Annotated in this window: 13 protein-coding genes; 9 read left to right on the top strand and 4 right to left on the bottom strand. The window is 70.8% G+C overall.

Annotated features, from left to right (window positions below; translation table 11 throughout):
- Positions 1–174 precede the first annotated feature (174 nt).
- The 4 genes from AB5J50_RS22750 to AB5J50_RS22735 all read left to right on the top strand — a co-directional run bounded on the left by AB5J50_RS22750 (position 175) and on the right by AB5J50_RS22735 (position 4,376).
- On the top strand, positions 175–1,362 hold the full coding sequence (locus AB5J50_RS22750; protein ID WP_369260244.1) for an amidohydrolase family protein: 1,188 nt from the start codon (positions 175–177) through the stop codon (positions 1,360–1,362).
- Positions 1,362–2,516 carry an acyl-CoA dehydrogenase family protein gene (locus tag AB5J50_RS22745; protein ID WP_369260243.1) on the top strand — a complete coding sequence of 385 codons (1,155 nt, stop codon included), beginning with the start codon at positions 1,362–1,364 and terminating at the stop codon, positions 2,514–2,516. The genes AB5J50_RS22750 and AB5J50_RS22745 overlap by 1 nt, the downstream gene beginning before the upstream one ends.
- Positions 2,517–2,526: 10 nt before the next feature.
- Positions 2,527–3,435 (top strand): acyl-CoA dehydrogenase family protein, encoded by a 909-nt coding sequence (locus AB5J50_RS22740; RefSeq protein ID WP_369260242.1) that lies wholly within the window; start codon positions 2,527–2,529, stop codon positions 3,433–3,435.
- Between the two features lie 479 nt (positions 3,436–3,914).
- On the top strand, positions 3,915–4,376 hold the full coding sequence (locus tag AB5J50_RS22735; protein WP_327429599.1) for an ATP-binding protein: 462 nt from the start codon (positions 3,915–3,917) through the stop codon (positions 4,374–4,376).
- Between the two features lie 401 nt (positions 4,377–4,777).
- Here the strand turns inward: AB5J50_RS22735 and AB5J50_RS22730 are convergent, their stop codons facing one another.
- Positions 4,778–5,704 carry a cyclase family protein gene (locus tag AB5J50_RS22730; protein ID WP_369260241.1) on the bottom strand — a complete coding sequence of 309 codons (927 nt, stop codon included), beginning with the start codon at positions 5,702–5,704 and terminating at the stop codon, positions 4,778–4,780.
- A gap of 96 nt (positions 5,705–5,800) precedes the next feature.
- Between AB5J50_RS22730 and AB5J50_RS22725 the strand changes: the two genes are divergently transcribed.
- The 3 genes from AB5J50_RS22725 to AB5J50_RS22715 all read left to right on the top strand — a co-directional run bounded on the left by AB5J50_RS22725 (position 5,801) and on the right by AB5J50_RS22715 (position 9,193).
- Positions 5,801–6,715 (top strand): SDR family oxidoreductase, encoded by a 915-nt coding sequence (locus AB5J50_RS22725; protein WP_327429597.1) that lies wholly within the window; start codon positions 5,801–5,803, stop codon positions 6,713–6,715.
- A gap of 248 nt (positions 6,716–6,963) precedes the next feature.
- Entirely contained in the window at positions 6,964–8,133 is a 1,170-nt protein-coding gene (locus tag AB5J50_RS22720) for an acyl-CoA dehydrogenase family protein (RefSeq protein WP_369260240.1), read from the top strand.
- 10 nt (positions 8,134–8,143) lie between these two features.
- Positions 8,144–9,193, top strand: a complete 1,050-nt coding sequence (locus tag AB5J50_RS22715) for a Zn-dependent alcohol dehydrogenase (RefSeq protein WP_369260239.1) — start codon at positions 8,144–8,146, stop codon at positions 9,191–9,193.
- A 294-nt stretch (positions 9,194–9,487) separates the two neighbouring features.
- On the opposite strand, the gene AB5J50_RS22710 is transcribed toward AB5J50_RS22715, so the two are convergent.
- Positions 9,488–10,543 carry a GlxA family transcriptional regulator gene (locus AB5J50_RS22710; RefSeq protein WP_369260238.1) on the bottom strand — a complete coding sequence of 352 codons (1,056 nt, stop codon included), beginning with the start codon at positions 10,541–10,543 and terminating at the stop codon, positions 9,488–9,490.
- 71 nt (positions 10,544–10,614) lie between these two features.
- Here AB5J50_RS22710 and AB5J50_RS22705 point away from each other — a divergent pair, with 71 nt between their 5' ends.
- Positions 10,615–11,961, top strand: a complete 1,347-nt coding sequence (locus AB5J50_RS22705) for an MFS transporter (RefSeq protein ID WP_369260237.1) — start codon at positions 10,615–10,617, stop codon at positions 11,959–11,961.
- Between the two features lie 12 nt (positions 11,962–11,973).
- Here AB5J50_RS22705 and AB5J50_RS22700 read toward each other — a convergent pair whose 3' ends face one another.
- Positions 11,974–12,597, bottom strand: a complete 624-nt coding sequence (locus tag AB5J50_RS22700) for a flavin reductase family protein (protein WP_327429593.1) — start codon at positions 12,595–12,597, stop codon at positions 11,974–11,976.
- Positions 12,598–12,745: 148 nt separating this feature from the next.
- Between AB5J50_RS22700 and AB5J50_RS22695 the strand changes: the two genes are divergently transcribed.
- On the top strand, positions 12,746–13,723 hold the full coding sequence (locus tag AB5J50_RS22695) for a hypothetical protein (protein WP_369260236.1): 978 nt from the start codon (positions 12,746–12,748) through the stop codon (positions 13,721–13,723).
- Positions 13,724–13,775: 52 nt separating this feature from the next.
- Here AB5J50_RS22695 and AB5J50_RS22690 read toward each other — a convergent pair whose 3' ends face one another.
- Complete coding sequence (locus AB5J50_RS22690) at positions 13,776–14,555, bottom strand: enoyl-CoA hydratase/isomerase family protein (RefSeq protein ID WP_369260235.1); 780 nt, start codon at positions 14,553–14,555, stop codon at positions 13,776–13,778.
- Positions 14,556–14,724: the final 169 nt, after the last annotated feature.

Here is a 14,724-nt window from a genome sequence, read left to right as displayed (position 1 = left end):
GGCAGAGCGTAGGGCTCGCCGCCTTGTCGGTCCATAGGCGCGGAGCTAGCCTGCTTGGGGAGAAGGATCTGACGGGTCATCAGATACGTCGCCACGTGCCACGCGTTCGACGTTCACGTGCCATGCGCTCGTCGGGTACGTCCACCGGACACGTACGCAAGGCGGAGGGGAACCATGACCGAACTGCCCCGCATCATCAGCGTCGACGACCATGTGATCGAGCCCGCGCACCTCTTCGAGACCTGGCTGCCGCGGAAGTACCGCGAGCGCGGGCCGCAGCCCCTCACCGCCGGCATCGGTGAACTCGCCTACGTGGGCGGCAAATACCGGATCACGATGGATCCGGACGGTCCGCCCACCGACTGGTGGGTCTACGAGGGCCTCAAGTTCCCGTACAAGCGCAACATCGCCGCCGTCGGCTTCGACCGCGACGAGATGACGCTGGAGGGCATCACGCGCGCGGAGATGCGGCGCGGCTGCTGGGACCCGGCCGAGCGCCTCAAGGACATGGACCTCAACCACGTCGAGGGCAGCCTCTGCTTCCCCACGTTCCCGCGCTTCTGCGGGCAGACGTTCGCCGAGGCGCACGACAAGGAAGTGGCCCTGGCCTGTGTGCGCGCGTACAACGACTGGATGGTCGAGGAGTGGTGCGGCGACAGCGGCGGGCGGCTGATCCCGCTGTGCCTGATCCCGCTGTGGGACGTCGACCTGGCGGTCGCCGAGATCCGCCGCAACGCGGCCCGGGGCGTGAAAGCCGTGACCTTCTCGGAGATCCCCACCTATCTGGGGCTGCCCTCCATCCACTCCGGCTACTGGGACCCCTTCTTCGCGATCTGCCAGGAGACCGGCACGGTCGTGAACATGCACATCGGTTCGTCGTCGCAGATGCCCGCCGCCTCGCCCGACGCACCGCCCGCCGTACAGGCCTCGCTCAGCTTCAACAATGCGATGGCCTCGATGATGGACTTCCTGTTCAGCGGGGTACTGGTGAAGTTCCCGCGCCTCAAACTCGCCTACTCCGAGGGGCAGATGGGCTGGATCCCGTACGCCCTGGAGCGCGCCGACGACGTCTGGCAGGAGCACCGCGCCTGGGGCGGGGTCCGCGACCTCATCCCCGAGCCCCCGTCGACGTACTACTACCGGCAGATCTTCTGCTGCTTCTTCCGCGACAAGCACGGCGTGGCGTCCCTGGACGTGGTCGGCCGCGACAACGCCACCTTCGAGACCGACTACCCGCACGTCGACTCGACCTTCCCGCACACCAAGGAGGTCGCCCTCGACCATGTGAAGGGCCTCGACGACGAGACGGTCTTCAAGCTGATGCGCGGCAACGCGATCCGCATGCTGGACCTGGACCTGTAGTGGATCTCGCGGACACGGCCGAGGAGGAGGAGTTCCGGGCGCGGTTGCGCGAGTGGCTCGCCAAGGTGCTCCCCTCGCTGCCCCCGAAGCCGTCCCCGGACGACTGGCCGGGCAGACGCGCGTACGACCTCGGCTGGCAGCGGATGCTGTACGACGCCGGGTACGCCGGTCTGCACTGGCCCGTCGACGCGGGCGGCCGGGGCGCCACCCCGACGCAGCACCTCATCTACCTGGAGGAGACGGAGAAGGCGGGCGCCCCCTACGTGGGGGCCAATTTCGTCGGGCTGCTGCACGCCGGGCCGACCATCGCCTCCGAAGGGAGTGCCGAACAGCGGGCGCGCTGGCTGCCGCCCGTGCTGCGCGGCGAGGAGGTCTGGTGCCAGGGCTTCAGCGAACCGGACGCCGGCTCGGACCTCGCGGCGCTGCGCACGCGCGCGTGGCGGGACGGCGACGACTACGTAGTGAGTGGGTCCAAGATCTGGACCTCCCACGCGGAGGTCGCGGACTGGTGCGAACTGCTGGTCCGCACCGACGTCACCGCCCCCAAGCACCGCGGCATCTCCTGGCTCGCGATGCCCATGGACGCCCCGGGGATCACCGTCCGGCCGCTGCGGACGCTCGCGGGCTCCACCGAGTTCGCCGAGGTCTTCCTCGACGAGGTGCGCATACCGGTCTCCCACCGCGTCGGCGCCGAGAACGACGGCTGGCGGGTGACCATGGTGACCCTGTCGTACGAGCGCGGCACCGCCTTCGTAGGAGAGGTCGTCGCCTGCCGCCGCGTCCTCGGCGACATCGCCCGTGAGGCGCGCGAGAACGGCCGCTGGGACGATGCCGTACTGCGCCGCCGTCTCGGCAGGCTGAACGCCGAGTTCCGGGCGCTGTGGCGGCTCACGCAGTGGAACGTCAGCGAGTCGCAGCACACCGGGGGAGTGCCCGGCGTCGGCGGTTCGGTCTTCAAGCTGCGGTACTCGCACGCCCGCCAGGAGCTGTACGACGCCGCCGCCGAGGTCCTCGGCCCCGAGGCGCTCGACCTGGGGCGGGAGTGGACCCTCGACCGGCTCTCGTCCCTGTCGTACACCATCGCGGCCGGCACCTCGCAGATCCAGCGGAACATCGTGGCCGAGCGGATCCTGGGCCTTCCGAAGGGACGGTGAACTCCCCGAAGTGGACTTCCAACTCACGGACGATCAACGGGCGTTGAAGAGGGGCGTGCGCGAGCTGCTGACCGCGCGCTTCGGCCCCGACGAGCTGCGGGCCGCCGCCGATGCCGGGCCGCCCGACCTCGACCGGGCGCTGTGGCGCGAGCTCGGCGAGGCGGGCTTCTTCGCGCTGCGGCTGCCGGAGTCGGACGGCGGAGTCGGACTCGGCCTCCCGGAAGCGGTGCTGGCCTTCGAGGAGGCGGGCCGGGTCCTGCTGCCCGGCCCGCTGATCGCGACCCACCTCGCGGCGGGCACGGTGGACGGGGCGGCCACCGGAGAGGCCGTGGTGACCGCCGTCGACGGGGTACTGGTGGAGTGGCTGGACCAGGCCGATGCCGTACGAGGGGACGTGACCGGCGCCGAGCCGCTGAGGTCGGTGGATCCGCTGACTCCGGTGCACCGGGTGCCCGCCGCCGTGTTGCCACGGGCCGACCCCGAGGCCGTACTCGTCACCTCGCTCCTCACCTCACTCCTCACGGCCGCCGAACAGCTCGGCACCGCCGCCCGTACCTGCGAGCTGGCCGTGCAACACGCCCGGACGCGGGAGCAGTTCGGGCAGCCGATCGGGGCCTTCCAGGCGGTGAAGCACCTGTGCGCGCAGCTGCTGGTGCGGGTGGAGGTGGCGCGTGCTGCCGTCTATGCGGCCGCTGTGACCGCCGACCCGGTGGATGTCGCGGCGGCCCGGCTGCTCGCCGACGAGGCCGCCGTGCGCGGCGCCCGCGACTGCCTCCAGGTGCACGGCGGCATGGGCTTCACCTGGGAGTCCGACGTCCATCTGTTCCTCAAGAGGGCATGGCTGCGGACACAGCGTGCGGGTGGAGTCACGGAGAGTGAGGAGATGTTGGCCGATGATCTTCTCGCCGGGGTGGGCTGAAAGGCCTCTGTACAGGCATGGAGCGAGAAGGGCTCACGTGAATGTCGCGGATCGTGGCATACCGGAATTACGGAGCGTTGATATCGGGTTGTGTCCTACGTGTGACTTGTCACGGCCTGGAGTCGGCGCCGAGCTCCGGTACCTTGTGTGGGATGCGAGTGGTCCTGAGGCTGAGCCATCCCGGAGGTGCCCCTGAGGCGGCTCCGGACCCGGCGATGCGCGCCGCTCGCGAGGCAGGGCGGACCCCCGCGCCTGCCTGTTCGACTCCCCGTGGCGAGCGTCGCACAGTATGCCGCACGCGTACTCCTTCGCGCTGGAATATGCCCGAAGCGCTTGTTGGGGTGACTGTACGTCAACCATGCTGTCTCGCAAGGGAATCACGTTCCGTGATCCTTGTTCTGGCCATGCAGAAAATGGCTACGATCGTGGCCCTTGTGAGGCGCGAGGCGATGTGTCCGCCGGTTCGGATGGTGTGAGCGGTGCAGGTGCTTCAAGTGCAGCTGGAGATCCGGCCCGACCCCGCAGAGGTGGGGCGAGCCCGGAGGTGGGCCCGTTCGAGGCTCGCCGGGTCCGGGATAGGGGCCGACGAACCGCTCGCTGAGACGCTGATCCTGCTCGTCTCCGAACTCGTCACCAACGCCGTGGTGCACACCGGCTGTCCGGCCGTGCTCCGGCTGTCCCTGCCGGGCGGGGGCGAGGCCGCCACCGTCCGCCTGGAGGTGGCCGACTCCAGCGCCCGGCCCCCGGTCCCGCGGCACGCCGAGGGCGACGAGACCAACGGCCGCGGCCTGGAGCTCGTCGACGGCCTCGCGGACCGCTGGGGCTGGATGCCCGAGGGTGCCGGCAAGCGCATCTGGTGCGAGGTGGACCGCTGCGCTCCGGGCGCTTCGGCGGGGGCCGCGTATCCGGCGTACGAGGACTTCGCGTACGAGGCGGTCTAGGACTCCCCGGGGTCTCCCCGGAGGCAGGGGTGCATGGGTTCGTGCATGTATGCACGAACCGCCCGCACCGGGCCACGGTCGCGGCTGAATGCGCCCTGGCGTGCTTCTGTACGCGCCGTCATAAATAGGACGTTAAGTGATAATTCCCCGAACGGGTGTTGACGTGACGTGTCCGTTTGATCACGCTTGTGTTCAGCGATTCGCCGCGAGGGGACGGCGAGGGTTCCGGTGACGGGAGCCCTCGGCGAGTGTGAGTCGCGATTCGGCGTCGGCTCCTACAGGGCCAGAGGAGCAGGGCGGGTACGCCGGAGCCGGATGGCGGCGCGCGGTGCCGTGCTCGGGGCGAGCATCGACGCGCCGCCACCCGACCCTAGTTGGCGACCGGCCGGGGTCATGGCTCTCTACAGCAGGGCGACCGGCGCCACCGGTGTGCCCGTGCCGCCCACGAAGGGTTCGGGCATCGCCGACAGCAGGAAGGTGTAGCACCCCTCTTCTCCACAGGCTGTGGACAACTTTTCGAGATTCCAGTTCTGGCCCTGCAGCATCCCCATCTCGACAAGGTCGAGCGCGTGCACGGGCAGCCACAGATCCTCGATCTCCGGCGGAAAGATCTCGAACGTGAGGGTGTCGTTCGCGACCGCCGCGACATCACGCGCGTGGAACCACTCCGGGGTGCGCACGGACAGCCCGGGCGACGGATACGCGTACCCGTGCGTGTCGCCCGCGAGATACACCTGGATCTGCCCCGTCCGTACGAGGACGATGTCGCCGGCCCGTACCCGCGTACCCGCCAACTCCTCGGCCGCGTCCAGGTCTTCGGGCGTCACGGCGTGCCCGCCCTCCAGCCGCTCGACACCCCGTGCCCGCGCGACGTCGAGCAGTACACCGCGCGAGACGATGTGCCGCGGCTTGTCGATGCCGCTGAACTCGGCGCCGCCGTGCGGGGTGATCGTGTCGGCCGGGCGGCCGTTGTAGAGCTTCCCGGAGTGTGAGACATGGGTGAGCGCGTCCCAGTGGGTCCCCGCCTGGAGCCCCATGGTCACCGCGTCGTCGCTGCACGCGACCGTGCCCGGCCCGAAGATCTCCTGGTTGATCTGCACCATGGCGTGCAGCGGATTGACGCGCCCGGGGATCATGCCCGTCTGTACGCCGTCCTGCTGGAGGGGGAGCGCGAGCGGTACGCGGCGCCCGCTCCGGACGCAGGCCGCGGCCTCCCGTACGACCTCGTCGGTGATGAGATTCAGCGTTCCGATCTCGTCGTCGGCCCCCCAACGCCCCCAGTTGTTCACGCGCTTGGCGATCTCGTGGAACTCGGCCGGCAGTGACATGAGTCCTCCCCGGGGGCTTGTCTCCAGGTATCTGACGGGTCGTAGAATCCGAGTTGAATCTAACGGACCGTCAGAAACTGCGGGAAGGGGCCGGGCGTGGGGAACTTCTTGGCAGGCAAGGTCATCGCCGTCACGGGGGCTGGGCGGGGAATCGGCCGTGCCGTGGCGCTGGCCGCGGCAGCCGAGGGCGCGCGCGTCGTCGTCAACGACTACGGCGTCTCCATCGACGGCGCCGAGCCGACGAGCTCGATCGCCGACGCCGTCGTGAAAGAGATCGAGGCGGCGGGCGGCGACGCGGTCGCCGTCGCCGACGACATCTCGACGATGGCGGGCGGACAGCGGGTCGTCGACACCGCGCTGGCGTCGTACGGACGGATCGACGGCGTGGTGTGCGTGGCCGGGATCCTGCGCGAGCGGATGCTTTTCAACATGACCGAGGAGGAGTGGGACCCGGTCGTCGCCACCCACCTCAAAGGCACGTTCACGCTCTTCCGGGCCGCCTCCGCGGTGATGCGCAAGCAGGGCTCGGGGACGCTGATCGGTTTCACCAGCGGCAACCATCAGGGGTCCGTCTCCCAGGCCAACTACAGCGCGGCCAAGGGCGGGATCATCTCGCTCGTCCGCAGCGCGGCGCTGGGACTGCACAAGTACGGGGTCACGGCGAACGCGGTCGCACCGGTCGCCCGCACCCGGATGTCCGCCAACGTCCCCATGGAGCTCAAGGAGATCGGCGAGCCCGAGGACGTCGCCGCGCTGGTGGTGTACCTGCTCTCCGACCGTGCGCGGGAGGAACGGATCACCGGGCAGGTGTACACCATTGCCGGGCCCAAGATCGCGGTGTGGGCGCAGCCGCGGGAGTTGCGGGCGGGGTATGCGGAGGGGGCCGCCTGGACGCCGGAGCGGATCGCGGACTTTTTGCCGGGGACGGTGGGGGTGGATCCGATGCCGTTGCTGGAGGGGGTGGAGGCGATGGCTCGGGCTGCGGGGGAGGGGGCGCGGCCCAATGCGTAGATCTTGGGGGCAGGGTTTTTCGCCCCCGCCGCCCCTACCCGTCCCCCCAGGGGCTCCGCCCCTTCGACCCCGTTCGGTTGTGTGTCGGGGGTGCGGGTGGGTGGGGGCTGGTCCAAAGGATTGCGCAGTTCCCCGCGCCCCTTTTAGGGGCGCGGGGAACTGCGCGAGCAACCCCCACGGCCCGCGCAGCCCCCCCGGGATGGGACGGGTAGGGGCGGCGGGGGCGAGACAACGCGGAGGTGGCGAGCGTGGAGTTTGGATTCGGGTCGGAGGACGAGGTGTTCCGGGGTGAGGCGCGGGCCTGGTTGCGGGCGCGTCTCGGTGGTGGGGGCGTGGACCGTCGGGACTGGGAGCGGGAGCTCGGGCGGGGTGGGTGGATCGGGCTCGGGTGGGGTGAGGACGGGTATGGAAACCGGCGGGCGAGCCTGACTCAACAGGTCGTCTGGGCCGAGGAGTACGCCCGGACGAAGGCACCCGCCCGCTCGGGACACATCGGCGAGAACCTGCTGGCCCCGACCCTCATCGCCCACGGGACGGAGGAACAGAAGGCCCGCTTTCTGCCCCCCGTCGCCCGGGGCGAGGAACTCTGGTGCCAGGGATACAGCGAGCCGGGAGCGGGGTCGGACCTGGCGGGCGTGCGCACCGCTGCCGTACGCGACCGCGACACCGACTCCTACCGGGTCACCGGCCAGAAGATCTGGACGTCCCTCGCCCACGAGGCGGACTGGTGCTTCGTGCTCGCCCGTACGCAACCCGACACCACCCGCCACCACGGCCTGTCCTTCCTGCTCGTCCCGATGGACCAGCCGGGCCGCATCGAGGTCCGCCCGATCCGCCAGCTGACCGGCACGAGCGAGTTCAACGAGGTCTTCTTCGACGGGGCGGTGGCCCGCGCCGAGCACGTGGTTGGCGGCGAGGGAAACGGCTGGCGCGTCGCGATGAGCCTGCTCGGCTTCGAGCGAGGCGTGTCGACGCTGGCCCAACAGATCGGTTTCGCCCAGGAGTTGGGACGGGTGGTGGAGGTGGCCGTCGCGAACGGTGCCGTCGCCGATCCTGTCGTACGCGACCGGCTCGTACGCCAGTGGGCCGAGCTGCGCACGATGCGGTGGAACGCCCTGCGCACGCTGGGGAGTTCGGGGAACGGCGGTCAGGCGGGCGGCGCGGGGGCGCCCAGCGTGGCGAAGCTGCTGTGGGGCGGCTGGCATCGGCGGCTGGGCGAGCTGGCGGTGCTGGTGCGGGGTGCCGGGGCGGCGGTGGGCCCGGCGGACTGGACGACGGCGGCACCGTACGAACTCGACGCGTTCCAGCACCTGTTCCTGTTCAGCCGGGCCGACACGATCTACGGCGGCTCGGACGAGATTCAGCGCACGATCATCGCCGAGCGCGTGCTCGGCCTGCCTAGGGAGCCGAAGGGCTGAGGGAGTCGCGATGCGAGGCGTGATCTTCGACGGAGAGCGGACCCAGGTCGTGGACGATCTGGAGATACGGGATCCAGGACCCGGAGAGGTATTGGTCGCGATCTCCGCGGCCGGGCTCTGCCACAGCGACCTCTCTGTGGTGGACGGGACCATACCGTTCCCCGTTCCTGTGGTGCTCGGCCATGAGGGTGCGGGTGTGGTGGAGGCGGTGGGTGTGGGCGTCACCCATGTCCAGCCTGGCGACCATGTGTCGCTGTCCACGCTCGCCAACTGCGGGGCCTGCGCCGAGTGCGACCGGGGACGGCCGACGATGTGCCGCAAGGCGATCGGGATGCCGCAGCAGCCGTTCGCGCGGGGCGGTCGGCCGCTGTACCAGTTCGCGTCCAACTCGGCCTTCGCGGAACGGACGTTGGTGAAGGCGGTGCAGGCGGTCCGGATTCCCCAGGACATCCCGCTGACGTCCGCCGCGCTCATCGGATGCGGCGTCCTGACGGGCGTAGGAGCGGTACTGAACCGCGCCCGCGTGGACCGGGGCGACAACGTCCTCGTCATCGGCACGGGCGGCATCGGCCTCAACGTCATCCAGGGCGCCCGGCTCGCGGGCGCCCTCACCATCGTCGCGGTCGACTCCAACCCGGCGAAGGAGTCCGTGGCCCGGCAGTTCGGCGCCACCCACTTCCTGACCTCGACCGAGGCGGTGAAGGACATCCTCCCCACCGGCGCCCACCACGCCTTCGAATGCGTAGGCCGCGTCGAACTCATCCGCCAGGCCATCGACTCCCTCGACCGCCACGGCCAGGCGGTCCTGCTCGGCGTCCCCCCGGCCACCGCCGAGGCCTCCTTCCTCGTCTCCTCCATGTACCTGGACAAGTCCATCCTCGGCTGCCGCTACGGCTCCTCCCGCCCCCAGCGGGACATCGCCCTGTACGCCGAGCTGTACCGCGAAGGCCGCCTGCTTCTGGACGAGTTGGTGACGGCTACCTATCCGGTGGAGGACTTCGACAAGGCGGCGGAGGATGCGCATGAGGGGAGGGTGGCGAGGGCGGTTCTGACGTTTTAGGTTGTGCGTTCGGCTGGGGGTGGGTGGGGGCTGGTCCCAAAGATTGCGCAGTTCCCCGCGCCCCTGATGGCGCGGGGCTTCGCCCCGCGATTCCCCGCCCGCCCTGGTTCGTTCGGCTGCGGGCCGGTGGGGGCTGGTCGCGCAGTTCCCCGCGCCCCTAAAAGGGCCGGTGGGAACTGCGCAATCTTTTAGGGGGGTCTGGGGGCGCAGCCCCCAGGAACGGGATGGGACGGGTAGGGGCGGCGGGGGCGAAAACCACCCACCCGGCACCCGCACCCGAAGTGGTCCCCAGCCTCACCAGTCCGCTCGGCCGCTGCCACCCCCACTGCCGACCCTCACGTTCCCGGGCCCGGGCCCGGGCCCGCCCCCGGCCCGGAACGTACGCCGATACGTAGTAGGCGTGACCCCGAGCGCCGCCTGTAGGTGCTGCCGCATCGACTGGGCCGTGCCGAAGCCGGCGTCCCGCGCCACCTGGTCGATCGACAGGTCGCTGGACTCCAGCAGGTGCCGGGCCCGTTCGACACGCTGCTGGGTGAGCCAGTGCCCGGGGCTGATGCCGACCTCCTCGCGGAAACGACGCGTGAAGGTGCGTACGGACATCGACTCCTGTTCGGCCATGTCGCGCAGCTGGATCGGCTCGTGGAGGCGGCCGAGCGCCCAGGCGCGGGCGGCGGTCGTGGTGGCCGCCTGCGCCTCCGGCACCGGGCGCTGGATGTACTGCGCCTGGCCGCCGTCGCGGTGCGGCGGCACGACGGTGCGGCGGGCCACGTCGTTGGCGACGGCGGCGCCGTGGTCGCGGCGTACGAGATGAAGGCACAGGTCGATCCCGGCCGCGACACCGGCGGACGTGAGGATGTCCCCGTCGTCGATGAAGAGCACGTCCGCGTCGACCTGGATCTTCGGGAAGAGCTGCTGGAAGTGCTCGGCGTGCATCCAGTGCGTGGTGGCCGGGCGGCCGTCGAGGTAGCCGGCGGCGGCGAGGACGTATCCGCCGGTGCAGATGGAGACGAGGCGGGTGCCGGGGCGGATGTGGGCGAGGGCGGCGGCCAGTTCGGGGGTGAGGACGCCTTCGTCGTGGACGGGGCCGAGTTCGTACGAGGCGGGGATGACGACGGTGTCGGCGGTGGCCAGCGCCTCCGGACCGTTCGCGATGAGGACGGCGAAGTCGGCGTCCGTCTCGACGGGGCCGGGCGGCCGGATCGAGCAGGTGACGATGTCGTACAGGGGCTGTCCGTCCGTGTCGCGCGCCTTGCCGAAGATGCGCTGCGGGATGCCCAGCTCGAAGGGCAGCAACCCGTCGAGGGCGAGGACGACGATGCGGTGCCGACGGAACGTACCCTGAGTGGCCATGGCCCGATCCTAGCGAATGCTGTCCTTCGGGCCAGTGGTTCGCCGGGATCGTATCCCCGAAGCTCTATGTCGTGACCCAGACAACCGAAGCCGCCGGAGCCGCCGAAGCCGCCGGAGCCGCCGAGGCCGTAGAGGACTCCCGGCCCCGATCCACCCGTTCCTCCGATCCTCGTATCCACCGTGCGTGGTTCGTGGCAGCCGTGGCCTTCGTGACGATCATCGGCGCGGCGGCGTTCCGTTCGCTGCCGGGACTGTTGATCGATCCGCTGAACCACGATTTCCACTGGTCGCGCGGCACGATCGGCGCGGCGGTCTCGATCAACCTCGCGTTGTACGGGCTGACGGCACCGTTCGCGGCCGCGCTGATGGACCGCTTCGGCATCCGGCGTGTGGTGGCGGTCGCCCTGACCGTGATCGCGGTCGGTTCCGGGCTGACCGTGTGGATGACGGCGGCCTGGCAGCTCATGCTCTGCTGGGGCCTGTTGGTGGGCCTCGGCTCCGGCTCGATGGCGCTGGCGTTCGCGGCGACGGTCACCAACCGCTGGTTCACGGAGCGGAAGGGCCTGGTGACGGGCATTCTGACGGCGGCCTCGGCGTCGGGTCAGCTGATCTTCCTGCCGCTGCTGTCCTGGATCGTCACGGAGCACGGCTGGCGTCCCGCCTCGGTGACCGTCTCCCTCGCGGCCCTCGCGGTCGTCCCCTTCGTATGGCTGCTGCTGCGGGACCACCCGGCGGACGTGGGCGTGAAGCCGTACGGCGCGCCGGAGTTCGTACCGAAGCCCGCGCCTGTGACGGGCGCGGCCCGTCGTACGGTCACCGTGCTGTTCAAGGCGGTCCGCACCGGCCCCTTCTGGCTGCTGGCCGGCACCTTCGCGATCTGCGGCGCCTCGACGAACGGCCTGGTCCAGACGCACTTCGTGCCTGCCGCCCACGACCACGGCATGCCGATCACGGCGGCCGCCTCGCTGCTCGCGGTCATCGGCGTCTTCGACGTGGTCGGGACGGTCGCCTCCGGCTGGTTCACCGACCGCTTCGAGCCTCGCCGGCTGCTGGCGGTGTACTACGCGCTGCGCGGCATCTCGCTCCTCTTCCTCCCGATGCTCCTCGAGCCGACCGTGCGCCCCCCGATGATCTTCTTCATCGTCTTCTACGGCCTCGACTGGGTCGCCACCGTCCCGCCCACCCTGGCCCTGTGCCGCGAGCAGTACGGCGAGGACAGCGCCATCGTCTTCGGCTGGGTCCTCGCCTCCCACCAGGTCGGCGCCGCCCTTGTCGCCTTCCTCGGCGGTGTCGCACGGGATGTCTTCGGCTCGTACAACGTGGTCTGGTACTCCGCGGGTGCGCTGTGCGCGGTGGCGGCGCTGATGGCGCTGGTGATCCGGCGCCGACCGGTTCGGGCGGCGGCGGCCCTGGCCTGACCAGGCGGTCGCCTAGAGGAACCGCCCCTTGTGGAACAGCAGCGGCGCCATGTCGCCGTCGCCGGTCCCGAGCGCGTCCACCCGGCCCACCACGATCAGGTGGTCCCCTCCCGTGTGCACCGCGTGGATCGTGCAGTCGATCCAGGCCGCGGCGCCCGCGAGGCGGGGCGAGCCGGAGACCGGCGCCCCGTCGTACACGACCCCGGCGAACTTGTCCGCGCCGCTCACCGCGAAGCCGCGGCACAGGTCGCCCTGGTGGGCGCCGAGGACGTTCACACAGAAGACGCCCGCGCGCGCGATCCGGGGCCAGGTCGTCGACGTACGACCGACCATGAAGCAGACCAGCGGCGGGTCGAGGGAGAGGGAGGAGAAGGACTGGCAGGCGAAGCCGGCCGGTCCCGCACCGTCCCCCGGTCCTTCTCCGCCATCGGTGGGCGGTGCGGTGACAACGGTCACGCCGGTCGCGAAGTTCCCCAGTACGCGGCGGAATTCGGTCTGATCGACCGGCGCGCGCTCGTCGTCGCCGACTGCGCGCAGATCCGGGCGCGGCAACACCTCGACGGGCCCCGCGACGGTGGGGGCCCCGGCCGACCTGAGGTAGCGGACGGCGGCGGCGGCCATCCCTGCGTGTCCCATCACATCAACCATTGAAGCTGACGAGGTGTCAGATGGGAAGGGCTCGGCATCAGATGCGAAGGGGCGGGAATCAGATACGAAGGGACGAGATGCCGTGCTCGAACCCCTCCCGCGAACCCGCACCACGCCCCGCGTTATCTTTCGCCCCATGGGGTGGGGAAACACATGGCGGCCCAAGCGCTCCCTGCTGAGCTGGGCGAACGCCGAACTGAACGTGGCCGCGGCGGTCTGCGCCTCGCAGCTCGCGGTGGCCTGCGCGATCTGGTGGGTCGGGACATTCGACGACGACACCCACGGCGCGGGGTCCGGCGGCGGACTCGCCGCCGTCGGGGTGCTGTGCATGCTCGTGTTCGGCCCGCCGCTCCTCGCCGCCCTGGGCCTGCTGCACGCGGCGGCGCACACGATGCCGGCCGCCACGCTCGCCCGCCTCGCGACCCGGCGCGTGCGCGGCCCCGAGGGCGCCTGGCACCTGGCGTTCGCGGTCCTGCTCGGCGCGCTCTGGGCAGCCGTCGCCGTCGCGCTCGGCGGCCTCTCGCCCACCGGCACGCCCGCCCTGCTGATCGCCGCTTCGGGTGTCCTGCCCGCGCTGGGCGTCGCGTACGTCCGCCGGCGGGAGCGCGCCACGGGCCGCGCCCCGCGCAGCCGCCGCATCTGGATCCGCTCGGCGCTCGCGTCCCTCGGAGCGTGCGTGCTGGTCGCCGTCGCGGGTGGGGTGGGCCTGTCCACGGGACTCATCAAGGAGTACGAGCCCCCACAGCTGTCCGCCGGGCAGCTCGCCGGGGTCTGGCGGGGCGACGGCGGGGCCGTACTGCGGCTTCGCGCCGACGGCCGGGCCGAACTCACCGCTCTCCCCGCCGAGCCCGAGTTCCAGGACGTGAGGACCGAGGACTTCACGCGGTGCGCCGGGACCGGCAGCTGGTTCCTCGACACCGAGGGCCGCTACGCCCCGTACGCCGACGCGGACGACCCTTCGCAGCCGGACCAGCGGGACGGTGTCGTCGTACGCATCAAGGACTGCGGCCACGACACGTACTGGACCATCGGCGGCAGCGAACGCCGTCCCGAGCTGTTCGTGCTGTTCGGCGACCCCGACTCGGGGGATCTGCGGATCCTGAAGAAGGACTGAAGACAAGCGCTCGTCGGGACTGACTCACCGCCCCTTGTCCGTCGGGACCGACTTACCGCCCGTTGTACTGAGGGCTCCGCCGCTCCACGAAACTCGCGACCCCCTCGTTGGCGTCCGCCGTCGTCATGTTGATCTCCTGGGCGGCCGCCTCCGCGGCGAAGGCGGCCGTGCGGTCGGTGTCGAGGGAGGCGTTGACCAGCTGTTTGGTGAGGGCGAGGGCGCGAGTCGGGCCGGCGGCGAGGCGTTCGGACCACTCCCGGGCGGTCTTCTCCAGCTCCTGGGGCGGTACGACCCTGTTGACGAGGCCGAGCCGTTCCGCGTCCGCGGCCGTCAACGCGTCGCCGAAGAACATCAACTCCTTCGCGCGCTGCGGGCCGATGAGGCGGGGCAGCAGATAGGCCCCGCCGCCGTCGGGGACGAGCCCGCGGCGCACGAACACCTCGATGAACCGGGCCGCGTCCGCGGCCAGTACGAGGTCGCAGGCGAACGCGAGGTGCGCGCCGATCCCGGCCGCCGTGCCGTTGACCGCCGCGATCACCGGTTTCTCGCAGTCCAGTACGGCGGCGATCAGCCGCTGGGCGCCGAGCCGGATGGTCCGGGCGACATCCCCGGCCACCCGCTCCCCGGCGGGCGGCCCGCCCCGAAGGTCCGCGCCCGCACAGAAGCCGCGACCCGTCGCCGTGATCACGACGGCCCGTACGCCCGGGTCGGCGGACGCCTCCGCGAGCAGCGCGATCACGCGTTCCCGCTGGTCCCAGGACAGGGCGTTCATCGCCTCGGGCCGGTTGAGGGTGATCCACGAGACGGCGTTGTCAGTGGCGTGAAGTATCAATGAGTCGAGGGACTTTTCGGGGAGTTCGGGAGATCCAGGGGTCTCACGGGGCTTACGGGACGTATGGAATGTAGGGGATTCACGGGAATCGCGGGATTCACGGGGGGATTCGGACATGGGGGTACTCCGTTTCGTACGGGGAGTGGTGGGCCTTTTGCGCGGGAACTGG

Origin of the sequence: Streptomyces sp. R35 (genome assembly GCF_041053035.1) — a bacterium.
In the GTDB taxonomy this organism is placed as follows: domain Bacteria; phylum Actinomycetota; class Actinomycetes; order Streptomycetales; family Streptomycetaceae; genus Streptomyces; species Streptomyces lutosisoli.
Note: the sequence above shows the minus strand (reverse complement) of the source record. Positions and strands in the feature narration are given on the sequence as shown.